Raw genomic sequence first — 18,818 nt, 5'->3', positions numbered from 1 at the left:
AGCAGTCGGAACTTCGTTTTGTGAGAATTGGGGAGACATCCTTGAAGGACACGTCAGTTTTCGAGCGCGTCTATTGGCCCGTCCAACCCGGGGGAAACGGCAACACAAGGCCCGCGAAGCTTCTCCGCTCGCTGGCTGATCACCTGGAAGTGGAGCCAGCGAGGCGGTTCATCTATCACGGCGCCAGCGAGGAACAACCTGGCCACGTCCGGGCTAACCGCCTCAGACCCGGCCAGGGCGAACAGACGAACGATCACAAGTACGCCGTATTGTCCCCCGCCTTTGTCTCGCTATTGGCGTCCGCGTCCTGGACAGACTTTTACGACGACTGGAGCAAGGCACCCGACATAAACCCGGTCTATCGTGCATACGCGATGGCGGGATACCGGAGGGTGGCTGCGGGCAAGACTTCCGGACTGGTTACGTGCAACTCGCCGTACATGGCAGCAAAGCTGCGCCTGGGGCAGGAGGCCATCGTCCCGAACGGGTTTGATGGCAAGCTCAGCGACGTCGAACTGTCGGGCGACAATCGACGACGGCTGATCGTGCAGGGACACTTCTTCCGCGGCCGTACCGACTACGAGCTTCTTGAACGATTTGCGACGTCGGGCGGGTTCGACGAGATAGTCATCGGTGCGCCAGGTCGTTCCAGAGAGATGGGGCGAGCCCTTTCTGCGCTTGCAGACCACTCCGGCGCCGCCCTGGAGGTCCGGAAGTGGATCGCCGATGAAGAGCTTGCAAGAATGGTTGGGTCCCGCACCGTCGCTCTAGTCCCCCATATCGTCTCGGACTACACCCTCAGCCAGGACCTCATGAAGGTGTACAAGTACTTAGCATTGGGTGCGAAGGTCGCCTGCCCACGTCTCCTCTGGCCCGCTGCGTTGCCGATCACGCACGCGTACCTCATCGACTTCGGAAACAGCGCTGACTCGATTCGCGAATGGGTCGACCATCCGAGACCGACGGCCAGTGAGCGTTCCGACTTGGCCGATTCGCATAGTTGGGAGGCCCGTGGTGCCGCGCTGGCCCGGCTCCTGGAGAAGTCTTATGAAGCCTGACGTCTCGATAGTTCTGTACCGACCGGACGCGATGGCCTTCGCACAGATACTGCAGATGTGGTCAGGACTCGAAGACGAAGTCCGCCGGGTTCGCATCCTGATATCGGGAGCCGCGGCCTCCGAGCGTTCTCTCATGCCGCCGCCTAGCCTGACACCTTCCATGTTCGACTTGGTCTTTCGGCACGACAACATCGGTTTTGCTTCAGGCCATAACCTTCTTCTCGAACGGGCGTTCGCATCTGATGCCCCTTCCGTACTCGTAGCCAATCCCGACCTGGCGATCGCGCCCGAGGGCATCTCGCGGCTCGTGGCCACGTCCGTCGCGGACGGGGCCACCGCTCTCTACGCACCGCTGCTTGAGAGGCTTGACGAGGATTATCGACCCACAGGCACCGTGGATAGCGCGGGAATCTTCTGGGACAGATACGGGCGACACTTCGATTATCTCCAAGGCAGCCCTGTGCCGCCGCTGGACTTGGCAGTCCATTCACGCCTTGGTGTGACTGGGGCATGCATGCTCGTCACAGCCCGAGCGCACAGACTTGTTGTTCGAAGAACAACCTACTTTTTCGATGACACCTTCCTCGCATATCGAGAGGACGCTGAACTAGGGATACGGGCCAAACTTGTGGACGTCGACTCGCGCGTCGTTTACCTGTCAGGGTTCGGTCACGTACGGACAGTTCGCGGATTCACTCGGGGAAACCGGTTGGCTGATCTTCTCGGAGTCAAGAATCGCTTCTTGATCAAGTACGCGCTGGGGCGTCATAGGCCCGGCCTGTGGCCCCTGCCGTTCCTCAGAGATGCGCTGGTGTTCGTGGGTGCAGCCGTTCGCGAGCGAAGCAGTCTCCCTGGATTGCGAGAAGCGCGTCGAATCAGAGGATTCGTCGTGGCACGCGGTCGCCGAGCCCGAGACTCAGGAAGGACTCGGCTCTAAAGGTCAGTATCTGGCAGCGAGATCCCGCGCCGCACCCTTAACCCCTGCGACGCCCAACCTCCGGTATCGACCTTGCAGCAGCATCCGAAGGATTGGCCAGGCCCGGCGCCAGCGCGCCACGGGCAAGGTAGACCGCTCTCTCTCGAACGCGATCTTTTCTTCAAACAGGACTCGGAGTTCACGATCTCCAAAAGTAAAACGTTCGAACTGGGCGCTCGCATTCAGCCATCTGCGCGCGTCTTTGTCCCCGCTGATGCTTCTACTCAAAGCGCGTGAAACTTTTGCGCCCGAGCGTGGAACGACGTTCTCGGTCACTCCGATTGCGTTCGACGCGTGCTGACGATATCGAACCAGCGGGTCGTCGATGACAGTAAGGCGATCCGCGGCTAGCGCACTAATGACAAGCCAGTAGTCGTGCATCCAGCTCGTGGGGACAGGAAGAACTTTCTCTGCATCATCCTTAACGAAGATGTAGGTCATCCCCGGAAATCTGTTCGCCTTCATCAGCAACGTTCGCCATTGACGTATGCCGGTCGACGGCAGCACAGACATTGATTGGAACATGGTCCTTCCTATCGGATGACCCACGGCATCTACCAGTTCGGCGTTCGACACACACAACCAAGCACCAGTTTCACGAAGGGCTCGAACCCCTTTGCTTACCCGATCGAGCGCCCAGACGTCATCCTGATCAGATAGGGCCACAAGTTGATGCGAAGTCTTACTTATCGCGCGCTCGAAATTTCTCGTCGGGCCGAGGGGCCCGCCCTCCGCCTCGAACACCCGGATCTGGACCGACAGTTTGCGCGCTTCTTCGACATATGCGGCAACGATCGAGAGAGTGTCATCTGTGGAGCCATCATCGGCAACGATAATCTCCGCCACACGATGATCCTGGTTGAGGATGCTCTCGATCTGCTCTGCTACGAAAGCGCCCCCGTTGAACGTACACAGTGCGACGCTCACAGGCCCGAGTTGTTCCGTCATGACTCTCCTCCTGGCTAACCTTCGACTCGCTTTCGGACGGCCCAAAACGCGCCGATCACTTGCCAGATCGCCACAGCTATCTCAACGCATGCGACCGTTACCAAAGGCCAGAGAGGTGACCCGACAAACGCAGCAATGACAATCGCTGGGACGGCGACGATAGAACTCAGGAGCAGCGAGTTGGAGATCACAGATGTGGCTCCGAGCGGCACCAGGTAGAAGGTGGCTACGCCCCCAGAGAGGCCGATGCTCGCTATCGCGATGCCCAGAGGAATTGAGATGTCGAAACCCGTCGGGATGAGATCACTGAAGAGAAGCGTCCCGAAGTTTGGGAGCAGCAGGGCCATCAGTACGCCGATCACGCCCCCCGCGGTGGCCACAGACATCGTCGCTCGAAACGCGCGCGCCTGGTAGACGGGGAGGTCCTCGACGGAGGTATACACCCAGCTTTGCAGTGACTGCGTCAGTGGGCGCAGAATCGCCCGCGCCAACGACTGCATACGGTCCGCGGCCGCGAAGGATGCGGCCCCTGAGAAGTCGACAGCCGAGACGATTGGGACCGATGCTCGGGTGTATCCCAAGGAAGCGAGGCCCGACAAACTCAGCCGCCAATACTGACCGAAGATCACCTTCGCTTCTCGATAATGACCTACAACGCGTTGAGTCGGGCGAGCAACCAGCGCAGTCGAACCGAACCCGATGAAGATCTCGCTGATCAACACGAGGAGCGCGTAGCTGAGGACGGATCCCCCGCTCGCGAGCAGGATCGCAGAGGCCACCACCGCAACGGCGCGCGGCGCAACCTCGTAAGCGACAAACAGGAGCGGTTGCCCACGGCCGACGAAGAACCAACCAATCGATAGACCGAATGCAATGGTTGATGCACCCGCCATCACTGCCGATTCGGCGCGCCACTCATCTGGAGCAACCCAGCTAGCCAGCATCGCGGCCAGTGGCCCCAACGTAACAACGAGGAGTGCCCGCATGAGTCCAGAGGTGAATAGAGTTGCGCGCGCGTCTTGCGCTGACTCCGGCGCGACTCGCGCTGGGCCAAAAACGCCCCAGCTGTACATCGCTGATGTCCCAGCGACCATCCCGATGGACTGAGCCATGACGACTGCAGTCCACCCGTCCGGCCCTGCTGATCTCGTCAAAATAGGCAGCAGAAGGAGAGGACTCAACGCCGAGATCGCTGGGGCGATGGCGAATCCCGCGAATCGTGCGACAGCTCTCGACATGGAATTGGCCTTACGGAGATGTGGTTTCTGCGAGTGTAACGGCGCGATATTTCGAGCTTGTGCCGGGCGCCCCGGGGAGAAAGCCAATCTTCGCCGGTACAGCTTCAGCTCCCGGCCAGTACCCCACATGACTACCAGGCGTCGTCATCACCCCGACACACCCCGACACACCCCTATGGCAGACTGAACCGCAATGACCCGCGGCGCCTTTCTGGCGTGACCACGAGAGGCAGCATGGAGCTCAGCGACTACATCCGCGTCCTGCGCAAGAACTGGCTGGTGATCGTCGTCCTCACGCTGGTGGGCCTCGGTGCCGCAGCCGGGTACTCGCTGACCCGCACGCCGGTCTACGAATCGTCTAGCACGGTTTTCGTCTCCACGCAGACGGGTGGCACTGCAGCCGAACTTCAGCAGGGCTCCACGTTCACGCAGGCGCGCATCAACACCTATGTCGGCCTGGCGACCAAGCCGATCATCCTCAACCCGGTGATCGCCGAACTCGACCTCGGCATCACCGCGAGCGAACTCGCCGAGAACGTCACCGCCTCGGCGCCGCTCAACTCGACCCTTATCGACATCACGGTGCAGAACTCTGACTCCGTCGTCGCTGCCGAGATCTCGAACCAGATCGCAGCGAGCCTTGCAAGCGCTGTGCCGCAGATCGAGCCGGAGTCGGCCGACGGCACCAGCCCCGTGCAACTCACCCGTGTCGAAGACGCGCAGCCGGCGCTCGCGCCGGCGAGCCCCAATGTTCCCCTGAACCTTGCACTCGGCGCGCTTATCGGCCTCGCACTCGGAATCGGCCTCGCCGTTCTCCGCACCGTGCTCGACAACCGCGTGCGCACGCCCCGCGAGGCGGAGCAGATCACATCGGCACCCTCGCTCGGCGCGATCGCCTTCGACGCGAAGGCGAAAGACCGGCCGCTCATCGTGCACGCCGACCCGCTGAGCCCGCGCGCAGAATCGTTCCGTGCCCTCCGCACCAACCTTCAGTTCCTCGATATGGGTGGTCGCGCGAGCTTCGTCGTTACGAGCTCCATCCCCAGCGAGGGCAAGTCGACCACCACGATCAACCTCGCGATCGCTCTGGCCGACGCCGGCAAGAAGGTCGCCCTGCTCGACACCGACCTGCGCAAGCCCAAGGTGGCCGAGTACCTCGGCATCGAAGGCGGCGCTGGCCTCACCGACGTGCTCATCGGCCGCGTTCGCGTCGGCGATGTCATGCTGCCGTGGGGCGGCCGCAGCCTCTTTGTGCTCCCGGCGGGAAAGATCCCGCCCAACCCGAGTGAGCTGCTCGGATCGAAGCAGATGAAGACGCTGCTCGAGGTGCTCGAACGCGACTTCGACGTCGTGCTCTGCGACGCCCCTCCCCTGCTCCCCGTCACCGACGCCGCCGTGCTCGGCCGCGCGACCAGCGGAGCGATCCTCATCGTCGCTGCGGGCAAGACCACGCGTCACCAGCTCGAGGGCGCCACCGAGGCCCTCAGCACCGTCGGCGCCAAGCTCGCCGGCTTCGTGATGTCGATGGTTCCCACCCGTGGCCCCGACTCGTATTACAACGGCTACGGATACGGCTATGGCGGGTACGGCTATATGCAGGAGGCACCCAAGCGTCAGCGCGGGCGCAAGCGTTCCTCGCCCGTCGCCGTCGTCCCCGCGGAGCCGACCGACCTCGGGTTCGAGTCGCGACGCGACGCGCGCGACTCGGGCGTCGCCAACTGACCGATGGTTTCTCGGTCGGCGGCGAGCCGCGGCATCCCCCGCGTGGTCGCGATTCTGCTGGTGCTCGCACTCGCAATCGCGGTCGCCGCGCTGACCGCTCTCGCTCTCGACCGCGGGCGCGGCGAGCGCACACCGGGCGTTGCCGCACCGGTGCCGACGTTCACCGGCGACGCCCTGCCCAGCGCTGACCCCGAGCCGACCACGACGCCCACACCGGCGCCGACATCCACCGCTCCTTTGTCGGGCGCTGAGATCACCGCGCCGGGCGCTGATGAGCGGTTCTTGGCTGCCGGAGACGGCACGATGTGGCGCGCGACCGCCGGGTCGTGCGGCGAGGTCGCGCCGGTCGTCGAGCGCTCCGACGACGACGGCGACACCTGGTCAGACGTGACGCCGACCTACCGCGACATCGCGCAGGTGCGCGACCTGCTGCCCTTCGCCGACACCGAGGCCGACCTCGTCGCCGACATGGGCGACGACTGCGAGACGCAGGCCCTGCGCACTTTCACGCAGGGCACCTTCTGGTCGCCCTACGACGACCTCCTCCCCCAGTCGACCTACCTCACCTCCGGCGCTGCCGTGATCGACGGCGACGAGGTCGCCGCCCCCTGCGAGACGCCCTGGAGCCTGCGCACCTCGAGCGAGACAGCTGCGGCCGTGTGCGCCGACGGCGCCTATGCACGAGCAGACGGCGAGTGGCAGCAGCTCGCATCGGGCGTCACCGCGCTCGACGTGCAGGGTGATGCCGTTTACGCGACCATGATCGCGGCCGATTGTGACGGGCTTCAGGTCGCGCGCATCGACGGCGACGTCGAGCCCCTCGAATGCCTGTCGGTCGACGATCCGGCATCCCCCGCCGCCGTCTGGGTGACGGCCGACGCCGTGCAGGTGTGGGCCGGCGACGAGCTGTTCAGCGCGAGCCGCTGACCTCAGTTCGAGGCGAGCAGGTCCGCCACCCGGGCGCGCAGTTCGCGCGGCGTGAACGGCTTCGTGAAGTAGTCGTCGGCGCCGGCAGCCTTCGCGCGCGACACGTCTTGCGGCGACGAGCGCGCCGTCAGCATCATGATGCGCGTGCGCACGAACTCCGGGTCTGACCGCAGCGTGGCGCACACCTCGATGCCGGTCTTGACGGGCATCATCCAGTCGAGAATCACCATGTCAGGGTGGTGCGCATACGCGGCCTCAAGACCAGCCCCGCCGTCGTGGGCGACGTGCACTTCATGACCCACGCTCGACAAGATGTGTCGCAGCAGAGATGCCACGTCTGTGTCGTCTTCCACGACCAGAACGTTCGCCACGAGAACCACCTTGCTGGCGCCGACCTCGCGGCGATTCCCTCACGATACACTCGCGTACCCAATGCGGAGGTACGGTGTATCCCGTGACGTCGACCGCGCGCCCCCCACGCGGTCATGGCAGCGCCCTCTTCGTGGCTCGAGACGCTCTCTTCTGGGCGGGAACTCCCCTGCTCATCTTCGCGCTGGGGCTCGTCGGCATCACACTCCGCGTGCCCGGCCTGCCTATCGCGGCATGGTGGCCAGCCGTGGGCCTGTCGCTGTGGTTCGCGCTTCAGGCGAGGCCGCACCAGCGGGTGTACACCCTGCCCCTCATCTTCATCGTGACGGTGGGGGCGAACGTCGCCTCGGGCCGGTCGCTCCTGCTCAGCGCGATCTACGGCGCCTTCAACACCCTCGAGATCGCGCTCGTGCTCGGCCTGCTCGGAGCGTGGCGCACCGACTACCGGCTCAACTCCGCACCGCGCGCCGGACGGTTCGTCATCTCGGTGCTGCTGGGCGCGATCGCCCTCGGCCTCGCCGTCGGCGTCACAGCCTGGGCGTTCACGGGGTCAGGCATCTTCAACACGGCCGTCGTCGCGTTCGCCTCACACAGCTCGGCGATGATGCTCATCGCGCCGTTCGCCGCCCTGCCGCCCATGCGCAACGACCGCGTGAACCCGATCGAGTTCATCGCCCATGCCGCCATCGGCACGATCGCCATCGCGATCGCCTTCGGCCCGTTCGGGAGCACACCCCTCAGCTTTCTCGTCTTCGCCGTACTCACCTGGGGGGCGCTTCGCTTTCCCACCCGCGTCGCGTTCGTGCAGTCGCTCGCCGTCGCGATCGTCGCACTCGTGCTGACGATCGCCCCAGGCTCCGACGTCGGCGTCGCGGCCGCCGACAGCGACTCGTTGCAGGCGGCGATCGCCCTCGTCACGTTCATGAGCACGGTCGGCATCTTCACGGTGCTCCTGGTGACCTCACGCTTCGAGGCACGCCTCAACGCCGAGCTCGCCCTGCGCGCCGCCAACGACGTCGCTGCCGCCGAGCGCGCCCGCGCGAGCACCGTGAGCATGCAGCTCGACCTCGAGCGTCAGCGCGAAGACTTCGTCACCGCGACGAGCCACGAGCTGCGCACGCCGACGACCAACATCCTCGGCTACAGCGAACTGCTCGTCGACGCAGACCTCGACGGCGACCCCGCCGAGTGGTCGGCCGCCGTGCATCGCAGCGCGACGCGCCTGAAAGCGCTGCTCGACGAAATGCCCCAGCGCTCGCAGGGGCCTCTCGAGCACGTCGCCCGCGTCGAGCTCGCTCCCCTCGTCGATGAGGTGCGCGCCGCGCACGGCGCCGAAGCCGGCAGCCGCGGCGCCGCGATCCACGCCCACGTGGGCCCCGAGCTCGCTGCCATGGCCAACGCGACAGACGCGCGGCGAGCGCTCTGGGCGCTCGTGTCGAACGCCGTCAAGTTCAGCAACGACGGCGGCGTGCTCATCTCGGCCTATCAAGAGGGCGCCGAGGTGGTCATCGTCGTCACCGACCGCGGCCCCGGCATGTCGGCCGACTCGCTCGCCAACGCGTTCACACGCTTCTACCGCGGCGCCGAGGCCGAAGCCCAGTCGACCTCGGGCCTCGGCCTCGGGCTCACCACGGCGCGCGACCTCGCCGCCCGCAACGGTGGCGACGTGACCCTCGAATCCACTCCCGGCCGGGGCGTTCGCGCGTCGCTGCGCCTCCCCTCCGCCGAATGACCCGCACGTCGCCCCGACACCGGCCCGTCACGCCTGCGTCACACCCCGGTGCTACCGTCAAAACCACGTTGACCGGGGGCGAAGGGAAGACGGCGTGGCGATCGACCAGCACGTGAGCTCCATGAATGCGGATGCCGCGGGGCAGGAGCAGAGCGAGCGACGCCACTGGCGGCGCACCTATGCGCGGCGACTGTGGCTCAGCGACCTGCTCGTGCTCATCTGGATCGTCTACGGCACCCAGATCGCCTGGTTCGGCGTGGGCGCGGCCGACCTCGCCATCACCTCGGGGAGCGTCGACAGCGAGATCTCGTACTGGCTCTTCTCGGCCGGCCTCATCGTCGCCTGGATGATCGCTCTGGAGCTCGCCGACACCCGTGACCACCGCATCATCGGGGCGGGCTCCGCCGAATACGCGCGGGTCGCGCGGTCGAGCGTGACCTTCTTCGGGGTCCTCGCGATCGTCGCTTTTCTCACGGGCATCGAGGTGGCGCGTGGGTTCCTGCTCATCAGCCTGCCCCTCGGCATCCTGGTGCTGCTCTTCGAGCGCTGGCTCTGGCGGCAGTGGCTCATCGCCGTGCGTCGCACCGGCGCGTATTCGGCGCGTGTGCTGCTTGTCGGGTCGCGGCGGTCGGTCGTCGAGATCGCCAACGAGCTGCTCCGCACCCCTTCTGCGGGCTACCACGTCGTCGGCGCGTGCGTGCCCTCGGGTGCGGTCGCCGACACGATCGAGGGCACCGACATCCCGATCATGGGATCGATCTCCGCCGTCCCGAGCGCGATGGCGGCCTCGCGTGCCGACACCGTGATCGTGACGAGCACCGACGAACTGCCGGGCGACAAGGTGAAGGAGATCTCCTGGCACCTCGAGGCGGGCCGGCAGCACCTCGTGCTCGCCCCGGGCATCGCCGACATCGCGGGCCCGCGCATCAGCTCGCGACCGGTCGCCGGCCTTCCGCTCATCCACGTGGAGACGCCCCGGTTCAGCGGCGGCCAGCGCGTCGCGAAGCGCGTGGTCGACATCACCGCGGCGACCCTCGGCGTGATCGTCATCAGCCCGCTGCTGGCCTTCTTGGCCCTGTCGATCCGGCTCTCGAGCGAGGGGCCCGTGCTCTTCCGCCAGAAGCGCATCGGCCACAAGGGTCGCGAGTTCACGATGCTCAAGTTCCGCTCGATGGTCGTCGACGCCGAGAAGCTCCTCGACGAGCTCGTCGAGCAAGAGCGAGACGCCGGCAACCAGGTGCTCTTCAAGATGAAGAACGACCCCCGCGTCACGCCGATCGGGCGCATCATGCGCAAACTGAGCCTCGACGAACTGCCGCAGCTGTTCAACGTGATCCGCGGGTCGATGTCGCTCGTCGGCCCTCGCCCGCCGCTGCCGAGTGAGGTCGAGCAGTACGCCGATCACGTGCACCGTCGCTTCCTCGTCAAGCCCGGCATCACGGGGCTGTGGCAGGTCAGCGGCCGGTCGTCGCTGTCGTGGGAGGAGTCGGTGCGCCTTGACCTCTCGTACGTCGAGAACTGGACCCTCGTCGGCGATCTCGTCATCCTCGTCAAGACCGCGCGCGCCGCACTCGCCCCCGGCGACACCGCCTTCTGACACACCCACCCCGCCCCGTGGATACACTCAGGGCTCGGGGGTAGACGTGCGAGTTGTAGAAAGCAGGTGGGCGGACAGTCAGCTGATCGGCACGCGAGTGCGATCGGTGTGGCAGTGGCAGCTCATCTTCACGTTCAGCACCGTCGTCATCGGTGTGGTCATCGCGGTGCTCGACGTGCCGCTGCTCACCGACCCCAGCTTTCTCGCCGGCATCATCCTGATCATCGCGACCTCCACCGCATCGCTGCTCATCCCCTGGGCTCAGCTCTCGAAGCGCGCGGCCCTGTCGCTCCCCCTCATCGACATCGTCGGCATCGGTCTGCTGTCGATCGCAGAGTCGACCCTCGGCTACCTCTGGGTGTTCCCGATCGCCTGGGTCGCGACCTACTACGGCATCCCCGAGCTCATCGGGGCGCTCGGCGTGACGGCCGTGATGGACCTCGCCAATCACTTCCCCGGCGCGTTCTCGCCCGCCGTCGTCGTCGAGCTGCTCATCGTGCTGCTCGCGCTCGCCTTTCTCGGCATCACCATGATCGTCGGCGCACGGCGCATCCGGGCCTTCCGCCATCTCACGCGAAACCAGGCCAACCGCCTCGACCGCACCCTCCGTCGCGTGCAAGCCGCAGAGAACCGCGTCAACGCGCTCTTCGACTCGATCAGCGTCGCTCTCGCCCGCGTGAGCTCCGACGGCGAGATCGTCGCCGCGAACGCCGCCTACCGCGAGCTCTACACCCTCGATCCGCGCGACTTCCGCTTCTCGCTCGGCGGTGCCGTCGAATACACCGACTACCGCGGCGCTGCCGTGCGGCCGTCCGACACGTCGGTCGCCCGCGCCGCCCGCGGCGAACTCGTCGAGCGCGAACGGCTGTGGCTGTTCGACCGCACCGGGTCGTGGCGAGCGATGGGCCTGTCGATCCGCGCCGCCGAGCCGAACTCGCTCGGCGAGCCGACGTCGCTCATCGAGCTCGAAGACCTCACCGCTGTCTCCGAAGCGCAGCGCGAGCAGCCGAACATGACGCGCGTCGTCTCGCACGAGCTCCGCAACCCGCTCACCGCGATCCTCGGGCACGCCGATCTGCTGCTCGAGAGCGAGGGCCTCAGCTCCTCGCAGCGCGACCACCTCGCCGTGATCGAATCGGCCAGCGAGCGGATGCTGACCCTCATCCAGGGCATCCTCACCTCGTCGCGCGAGACCGAAGAGATGCGCTCGCTCGTCGACGTCGCCGCCCTCACGCAGGCCTCGCTCGATGCGTTCACCCCCGCGGCATCCGCGGCGGAGCTGACCATCGTGCCGACGCTCGAAGCCGACCTGTTCGTGCTCGGCGATGAGTTCCGCCTCCGGCAGGTCATCGACAATATGCTCAGCAACGCGATCAAATACACCGACCGCGGTTCGGTGCGCGTGGGCGCCGCCCGCCGGGGCGACACCGTCGAGGTCGTCATCTCCGACGACGGCATCGGCATGGCTCCCGAAGACGTCGCCAACGTCTTCACCCCGTACTTCCGTGCGCAGAGCGTGCAGGACGACGGCATCAACGGCACCGGCCTCGGCATGGGCATCGCCCTCGACATCGCCCGCGACCACGGCGGCACCATCTCGGTCGACAGCACGCTCGGCAAAGGCACGACCATGACTGTGACGCTCCCGAGCGCACCCTCTCTCGAAGGAGCCGGACGATGAACCTGCCCATGATCGATGTCACGATCGTGCTGGTGGCGGTGGCCACGGCCTGCGCCGTGATCCTCATCGGACTCGGCTTCCTCCCCTTTCCCTCTCGGGCATCGGCGATCTGGTCGGGGGCTTTCGCCAGCGTCATGGCGAGCAGCTACCTGCTCGTCACCGCCGACGCGATCGACGCCTCGTGGCTGCGGGCCGCCGCGAACGGGCCGATCCTCTGCGCTACCGGGCTCGTCTGGGTGGGCCTCCGTGCCAGGCGGGGCCGCGAGCCGATCTTCGTCGTGCCGACGATCGTGGTCTTCTCGGCGCTGTGCCTCACCCTGGGGCTCACGGCGACGTCGGAGTGGTACGGCCTCGTGTTCCGGCTCGCGTTCGCCGCGGCCGCGGTCTGCTCGGCGCTGATCGCCTACGAACTGATCCGGCGGGTCGAGCCGTCGCTCCGCGACATCACGGCGCCGCTGCTCGTCGGCTCGCTGGGCTTCGTCGGTCTCACCGGGGCCCTGCTTGTCGAGGGAGCGGTCGTCGCGCTATCGGGCGGCGGCGGCAGCACCGAGGTCGACCTCCTGCCGCTGCGCTCGCTCAACGAGCTCGTGGCCTCGGTCTACCTCATCTGCGCACTCGTCACCCTGCTCGGTCTGTCGCGCAACAACCCCGCGCAGGGCAGCCGACGAGAGACGACCTCGTTCCGTGCCGTCGCGCAAGACCGCCTCGACCGGGCGAAGGCAGCCGGCGACCGGTGGTGGTCGGTGCTCGACATCCGCCTCGACGACCCGGCCGACCTGCTCGAGGCCTCGAGCGGCCGCGCGTTCGACCGCGTCACGAGCCGCTTCTCCGATGACATCCGGGCCGTGCTCCCACCCGAGTCCGACATCCACGCCGTCTCGCCCACGCAGTACCTCGTGCTGCTCCCCCGGCCCGACACCGCCGTGCGCGCCCTCCTGTCGCAGCTGCTCGAGCGCGTCGCGACCGTGACCGACCAGCAGGCGGTGCCCGTGCGCCTCTCGGCGAGCATCGGTGTCGCTGCGGCGAGCCTCGCCGACTACGACATCGACCGGCTGAGCGCCCTGGCCGCCGACGCTGCCGAGCACGCGCAGGTGGCCGGCGGCGACCGGTGGGAGCGCGCGGTCTTCTCCTCCTGACCCGGCGCCCATGGGCCCTTCGGCCCCGACCCGTAGGATCGTCCCGATGTCTGAGCCCTTTCTCCCCCGCCCGCTGCGTCTCGCCGGTCGCGTCTTCGCCTGGGTGCTCGGCGCCCTGCTGCTCGTCGCCATCGCCCTCGCGGTGTGGCTCGGGGTGCGCGGCGGACTCGCCTACGGCCACCTGACCGCGGCGCAGGAGCGCGCCACCGGCCTCGCCGGTCAGCTCGACGACATCGGCGGCGCCGTCGAATCGATCGACGCCCTCGGCCGCGACACGTCTGCCGCCCAGGAGCTCACGAGCGACCCCATCTGGAACGCCGCCGAAGGGCTCCCGTGGGTGGGCCCGCAACTCGCCGCCGTCGGCACGGTCGCCGACACGATCGATCGGGTCGTGACGGATGCCGCGTCGCCGATCGCCGCCGTGGCCGGCGACTTCGGCGCAGGCGCCTTCGTGCCCGTCGACGGCCGCATCGACACTGCGGTGTTCGCCGCCCTCGAAGACCCGGCCTGGCAGGCCGCCGACGTGACGGCATCCGCTCGCGACGACCTCGCGACCCTCGACCGCACGGCCCTGATCGGCCTTGTGGACGACGCCGTCGCCGACGTCGACACGCTTCTGAACCAGGCCGCGACGGCGACCGACGCGCTGGCCCGCACGAGCACGCTGCTGCCCTCGATGCTCGGTGCCGACGGTGCGCGTGACCACCTGCTGCTCGTGCAGAACAACGCCGAGTGGCGATCGCAGGGCGGCATCGTAGGCGCGGCGACCCTGCTCCAGACCGACGCCGGCGAGATCGAGCTCGGGTCGCAGCTCTCGTCCGACGACTTCGACACGTACGCCGAGCCCGTGCTCGACCTCGGCGACTACGAGACGATCTACCAGAAGAAGCCGGGCCGCTTCATTCAGAACATCACGCAGGTGCCCGACTTCGCCTTCACCGGCCAGCTCGGCCGCGAGTTCGCGAAGCGCGCCGGCGAAGAGATCACGAGCGTCGTGTCCCTCGACCCGGTGGCGCTGTCGTACCTGCTCGAGGCGACCGGCCCCGTCGCCCTTCCGACCGGCGAGGAGCTCACGAGCGACAACGCCGTCGACCTGCTGCTCAGCGAGGTCTACACCCGCTCCGACAATCCCGCGTTCCAAGATGCCTTCTTCGCTGCGGCCGCCGCATCGGTGTTCGATGCCCTGACGGGCGGCGATGTCGACCCCGCCAAGCTCGTCGCCGGGCTCGGCCGCGCCGGCACCGAACACCGGCTGCTCCTGTGGAGCGCCGATGAGGCGGAGCAGCAGCTCATCGCCGAGACCACCCTCGCCGGTGCAATCCCCACATCCGACGACGACACCGCCCGCCTCGGCGTCTACTTCAACGAGGGCGGCGGGTCGAAGATGGACTACTACGTCACCCCCGACGTCGCGCTCAACTGGTCGGGCTGCGCCGAGGTCAGCACGCCCCGCACCCTCACGCTCGACATCACGCTCACGAGCGATGCCCCGGCCGACGCCGCGACCTCGCTTCCCGAGTACGTCACCGCCTACGGAATCTTCGGCGTGCCGGCCGGCATCGCGCGCACGGTCGGCGAGGTGTACCTGCCCGAGGGCTTCGAGGTCGTGGGCACCGTCAACGGCGACGGCGGCGGATTCGGCGGCGGCATGGTCGACGGCCGGCAGGTTCTGACCTACACGGTCGACCTCGACCCGGGCGAGACCAAGACCGTGACGATCGCCGTGCGCGCCGACACCGACATCACCGACGCGGAGGCCTGGGTCACCCCGACGGCCGATTCGTCGGTTTCGCCCTCTGTTCAGGCATCCTGCGGCGCTCGTTAGGCCCTGGCGGGTACACTGCACGCGAGGCTTCTCTCGCCGACAGCACGCGAGAACATCCCTCCCCGAAAGCAGCACCATGCGTCGTTCGACCCGCCTGGCCGTTCCGGCCCTTCTCGCCGGCCTGCTCGTGGCCGCGCCGGTCTCGGCATCGGCCTCGACGATCTACCCGCCGGTCGACGCCTGCGCGTCCGACGCCGAGGGCGCGGGCGCCGGCGACACCATCACCTTCGAGTGCGACGACCGCACGTTCGGCGCGAACGAGCGTGTGACGATCACGGTCACGGGCGAGAACGGCGCCGGCGCGACGTTCGCCATGGTCCGCACCGCCATCTCCACCGGCAGCACCGTGCGCGAGTCCGACGCCTCCGGCGCGCTCGCCCCGGTCGAGATCACCCTGCCCTCCGACGCGCGCGGCGTCTACAACATCGCCGCCGTCTCGGCGACATCGGCCGGTGGCACGGCGAGCGCCGTCGTCACCTCGTCCGACGAGGGCAGCATCCTGCCCATCAGCGGCTTCGACAGCAACCAGCTCCTCGGCCTGTGGATCGGCGGCGGCGCACTCATCCTCGCCGGCGCCGTCATCGTCGGGGCGGCGGCCCTGCGCCGCCACCGCGACCGGACCGACGACTGACCCACGCGGCGCCGAACCGCGGCTCAGGCTGCGGAGGGCTTCTTCGGCACGATCGGCGTCGCCGTCACGAGGATCGGCAGATGATCGCTGTTGCCCTGCGGCAGCGTCGTCACCTGCTCGATCTCGAACCCGGTCGACGTCGCGAAGTCGTAGTGCCCGCGGAAGAACTTGTAGCGCGTGTACGTGCGCGCGTCGCTGAGGCTCAGCTCGTAGCCGCTCTCGCGCACCACCTGCCCAAGGTTCTCCTTGAACACCGGGTAGTTGAAGTCGCCGACCATGAGGATCGGCGCCCCCTTGCTCAGCGTCGACAGCTCCCGCAGAGCCGCGCGGATCTGATGCCGCCGGAGCGAGTTCAGCGCCGTCAGCGGCGCCGCGTGGAACGACGCGACGATGAACTCCGTGCCGTTGTCGATGTCCTGCAGGTGGAGCCCCAGCATCCGCTCGTCGGCGGGCTTGAGCACCAGGTCGTGCAGCGACTTCTTCAGCGAGAAGGTGCGGCTCGCGCCGGGGCGGAACCCGTTCTCGCGGTAGTAGATCGCGAGCCCGAGCCGGTTTCCCTGCGTGGCCGCCGCCAGCTTCAGGCCGCCGATGCGGTCGGGCATGTCGGTGGTGTCGAGCTCCTGAAGGCACAGCACATCGACGTCGTAGCGGGTGACGAGCTCGACGAGCTCCCCCGCGGCGGCGTGCTTGCGGAGGTTGTAAGAGACGACGGTGAGCATCGAGCATCAGCCTATGACTAGAGTTCAAGAGTGGCTCCCAGGAAGCTGCGGATGCCACCGGCCCGCATACTCATTCCCGTCGTCGTGGTGGCCGCGCTCGTGCTCATCATCGTCATCATCGCGGCGGTCGGAAACCTCGTGACGCGCGGCTTCTACATCCTGACGGCCGAGCCTCCCGGGGTCGGGACCACGATCATCGCGCCGAGCCAGTCGAAGGCCGGCGCCGCGATGAAAGACCTCACGGGCGACGAGAAGGATGCCACGGCGTACCTGGCCGAGCAGCCCACCGCGTATTGGCTCACCCCCGAGCAAGACCCGATCGGCACCGCCGCTGACACCGTCACGAGCCTCATCACCCAGGCGCGCGACTCGGATCGCTCGCTCGCGATCGTCATCTACGGCCTGCCCGGTCGAGACTGCGGCAATTTCTCTGCCGGCGGCCTGAGCGAGGCCGACTACCCCGTGTGGCTCGCCGAGATCGGCGGCGCACTGGGCACCGCGCCCGACCTGCAGAAGATCGTCGTGCTCGAGCCCGACAGCATCGCCCTCTCGCCCGAGTGCGGCAATATCAGCGACCGCTCGCGCCAGCTGGGGCTCGCCCTCGACGCGCTGACCGCGCTCAACACGTGGGTGTACCTCGACGGCGGGCACAGCAACTGGCTGGGCGCCGAGCAGATGGCGGGCCTGCTGACCCAGACCGGCCTGATCGACCGGGTGCGCGGCTTCGCGACCAACGTCTCGAACTATCAGGGCAGCGCCGACGAGTTCGCCTACGCCGCCGACCTGTCGGCCCGTCTCGACGGTGCGCACGCGATCGTCGACACCTCTCGCAACGGCTCGGCCACCTCGGGCGGCGAGTGGTGCAACCCGCCGCGGCAGACCGTCGGCGAGCCCGGCGGCACCTACGGCGACAGCGTCGTCGACACGAACCTCTGGATCAAACCGCCGGGCGAGAGCGACGGCGACTGCAACGGCGGCCCCGCGGCCGGCGTGTGGTGGCCTCAGGCTGCCGTCGATCTCACGCGCGAGGCGCGCTGAGCCTCAGCTCCCCCATGCTCGGGGCGGCCGTCGCCGCGTGTGTAGCATGAGAGCCGACCTCTATCACGGGATGCTGGGAGCCAAAGTCGATGAGTGATCCGATGACGATGCACAAGACGGCGGTCATCGTCGAGGACGATCCCGACATCCGGCACCTGATCGTCGAGGTGCTCGAGGCTGCCGGATTCTCGACGGTCTCGGTCGGCAACGGCATCGACGGGGTGCGCGCGGTGCTCTCGTACCAGCCGCTCATCACGACGCTCGACGTGAACATGCCCGGCATCGACGGCTTCGAAGCCGCCCGCCGCATCCGCGCCCAGAGCGACACCTACATCATCATGATCACGGGCCTCGAAGAAGAGGCCGACGTCGTGCTCGGCCTCGGCGCCGGCGCCGACGAGTACGTCGTCAAGCCCTTCCGCCCGCGCGAGCTGCGTGCCCGCGTCGAGTCGCTACTGCGCCGCCCGCGCAACCCGCCGACCACCACGGCTCCGCCGGCTCCGAGACAGGATGCCGCGGGCCCGTCGTTCCCCGGCGCCCGCCCGGCCGAGCCGGCACCCGATCTCGCTCCCACCAGCCCCGTGTTCGACGAGCGCATCATGACGCCCGTGTACCCCGCGCAGGGGCACCAGGCCCCCGCCGCGCCCTACCAAGGGCAGCCGTACCAGGGCCAGCCGCAGCCGCAGTACCCCGCGCAGGCGTACCAGGGTGGTCAGGCTGTCGTCCTGCCGTCCGCCGGCGGCCCGCAGCAGGGAGCCGGTGCCCCCGGCACCGAGCTGGCTCACGCCGGCCAGACGCCTCCCGTGGGCGGCCCCGGCTGGACGGTGCACCGCGACCTCGCCGTGCACGCCGAGCACCGGGTCGTACTGGTGGCCGGTCGCGAGCTCACCCTCACCCGCACCGAGTTCGATCTGCTCGCGACCCTCATGGAGTCGAAGCGGCGCGTACGCAGCAAGGCCGACCTCACACTCGTGCTGCGCGGCGAGTCGTACGTCACGAGCTACTTTGTCGGCGAAGCCGACAAGCGGGCCATCGAGGCCCACATGACGAACCTCCGCCGCAAGCTGGGCGACAACCCGAACAACCCTCGCTTCATCGAGACCGTTCGCGGTGTGGGCTACCGGCTCACGTCGGAGACCGTCGCCAGCGCCTGAGCCTTCCGCTCGAACCACGACAGCCCCGGAGACGCATCTCCGGGGCTGTCGTGTCGGGCGGCCTGAT

Annotated in this window: 16 protein-coding genes; 12 read left to right on the top strand and 4 right to left on the bottom strand. The window is 67.6% G+C overall.

Annotated features, from left to right (window positions below):
• Positions 1–41 precede the first annotated feature (41 nt).
• Complete coding sequence (locus ACJJV7_RS00495) at positions 42–1,058, top strand: hypothetical protein (protein WP_405371726.1); 1,017 nt, start codon at positions 42–44, stop codon at positions 1,056–1,058.
• Positions 1,048–1,995, top strand: a complete 948-nt coding sequence (locus tag ACJJV7_RS00490; protein ID WP_405371724.1) for a hypothetical protein — start codon at positions 1,048–1,050, stop codon at positions 1,993–1,995. Before ACJJV7_RS00495 ends, ACJJV7_RS00490 begins: the two co-directional genes overlap by 11 nt.
• A 3-nt stretch (positions 1,996–1,998) precedes the next feature.
• On the opposite strand, the gene ACJJV7_RS00485 is transcribed toward ACJJV7_RS00490, so the two are convergent.
• Both ACJJV7_RS00485 and ACJJV7_RS00480 read right to left on the bottom strand, forming a co-directional pair.
• Complete coding sequence (locus ACJJV7_RS00485; protein ID WP_405371722.1) at positions 1,999–2,982, bottom strand: glycosyltransferase family 2 protein; 984 nt, start codon at positions 2,980–2,982, stop codon at positions 1,999–2,001.
• A 14-nt stretch (positions 2,983–2,996) separates the two neighbouring features.
• Positions 2,997–3,968: a hypothetical protein gene (locus ACJJV7_RS00480; RefSeq protein ID WP_405371720.1), complete on the bottom strand. Its 972-nt coding sequence runs from the start codon at positions 3,966–3,968 to the stop codon at positions 2,997–2,999.
• Between the two features lie 486 nt (positions 3,969–4,454).
• Between ACJJV7_RS00480 and ACJJV7_RS00475 the strand changes: the two genes are divergently transcribed.
• A complete protein-coding gene (locus ACJJV7_RS00475; RefSeq protein ID WP_405371782.1) occupies positions 4,455–5,942 on the top strand; it encodes a polysaccharide biosynthesis tyrosine autokinase in 1,488 nt (495 codons plus the stop codon).
• 3 nt (positions 5,943–5,945) lie between these two features.
• Positions 5,946–6,869, top strand: a complete 924-nt coding sequence (locus ACJJV7_RS00470) for a hypothetical protein (RefSeq protein ID WP_405371719.1) — start codon at positions 5,946–5,948, stop codon at positions 6,867–6,869.
• 2 nt (positions 6,870–6,871) lie between these two features.
• Here ACJJV7_RS00470 and ACJJV7_RS00465 read toward each other — a convergent pair whose 3' ends face one another.
• Positions 6,872–7,240 (bottom strand): response regulator transcription factor, encoded by a 369-nt coding sequence (locus ACJJV7_RS00465; RefSeq protein WP_405371717.1) that lies wholly within the window; start codon positions 7,238–7,240, stop codon positions 6,872–6,874.
• Positions 7,241–7,323: 83 nt separating this feature from the next.
• Between ACJJV7_RS00465 and ACJJV7_RS00460 the strand changes: the two genes are divergently transcribed.
• The 6 genes from ACJJV7_RS00460 (at position 7,324) to ACJJV7_RS00435 (ending at position 15,840) form a co-directional block, all read left to right on the top strand.
• Positions 7,324–8,970, top strand: a complete 1,647-nt coding sequence (locus ACJJV7_RS00460; protein ID WP_405371715.1) for an ATP-binding protein — start codon at positions 7,324–7,326, stop codon at positions 8,968–8,970.
• A 94-nt stretch (positions 8,971–9,064) separates the two neighbouring features.
• The gene (locus ACJJV7_RS00455; RefSeq protein ID WP_405371713.1) at positions 9,065–10,567 is read left to right on the top strand and encodes a sugar transferase; all 1,503 of its coding nucleotides are present in this window, start codon (positions 9,065–9,067) and stop codon (positions 10,565–10,567) included.
• 46 nt (positions 10,568–10,613) lie between these two features.
• Positions 10,614–12,248 carry a sensor histidine kinase gene (locus ACJJV7_RS00450; protein WP_405371712.1) on the top strand — a complete coding sequence of 545 codons (1,635 nt, stop codon included), beginning with the start codon at positions 10,614–10,616 and terminating at the stop codon, positions 12,246–12,248.
• A complete protein-coding gene (locus ACJJV7_RS00445; RefSeq protein WP_405371710.1) occupies positions 12,245–13,384 on the top strand; it encodes a hypothetical protein in 1,140 nt (379 codons plus the stop codon). Before ACJJV7_RS00450 ends, ACJJV7_RS00445 begins: the two co-directional genes overlap by 4 nt.
• Positions 13,385–13,430: 46 nt before the next feature.
• Positions 13,431–15,209, top strand: a complete 1,779-nt coding sequence (locus ACJJV7_RS00440; RefSeq protein WP_405371708.1) for a DUF4012 domain-containing protein — start codon at positions 13,431–13,433, stop codon at positions 15,207–15,209.
• A gap of 76 nt (positions 15,210–15,285) precedes the next feature.
• On the top strand, positions 15,286–15,840 hold the full coding sequence (locus tag ACJJV7_RS00435; RefSeq protein WP_405371707.1) for a cell wall protein: 555 nt from the start codon (positions 15,286–15,288) through the stop codon (positions 15,838–15,840).
• Between the two features lie 23 nt (positions 15,841–15,863).
• Here ACJJV7_RS00435 and ACJJV7_RS00430 read toward each other — a convergent pair whose 3' ends face one another.
• Positions 15,864–16,559, bottom strand: coding sequence for an endonuclease/exonuclease/phosphatase family protein (locus ACJJV7_RS00430; protein WP_405371705.1), 696 nt, complete (start codon positions 16,557–16,559; stop codon positions 15,864–15,866).
• Positions 16,560–16,589: 30 nt separating this feature from the next.
• Here ACJJV7_RS00430 and ACJJV7_RS00425 point away from each other — a divergent pair, with 30 nt between their 5' ends.
• Together ACJJV7_RS00425 and ACJJV7_RS00420 are read left to right on the top strand one after the other, a co-directional pair.
• Entirely contained in the window at positions 16,590–17,597 is a 1,008-nt protein-coding gene (locus tag ACJJV7_RS00425) for a glycoside hydrolase family 6 protein (protein WP_405371703.1), read from the top strand.
• Positions 17,598–17,686: 89 nt separating this feature from the next.
• Positions 17,687–18,751: a response regulator transcription factor gene (locus tag ACJJV7_RS00420; RefSeq protein WP_405371702.1), complete on the top strand. Its 1,065-nt coding sequence runs from the start codon at positions 17,687–17,689 to the stop codon at positions 18,749–18,751.
• Positions 18,752–18,818 lie beyond the last annotated feature (67 nt).

It is taken from the genome of Microbacterium sp. Ld4, from assembly GCF_045066555.1.
In the GTDB taxonomy this organism is placed as follows: Bacteria; Actinomycetota; Actinomycetes; order Actinomycetales; family Microbacteriaceae; genus Microbacterium.
This window is presented reverse-complemented; position numbering and strand designations above follow the sequence as displayed.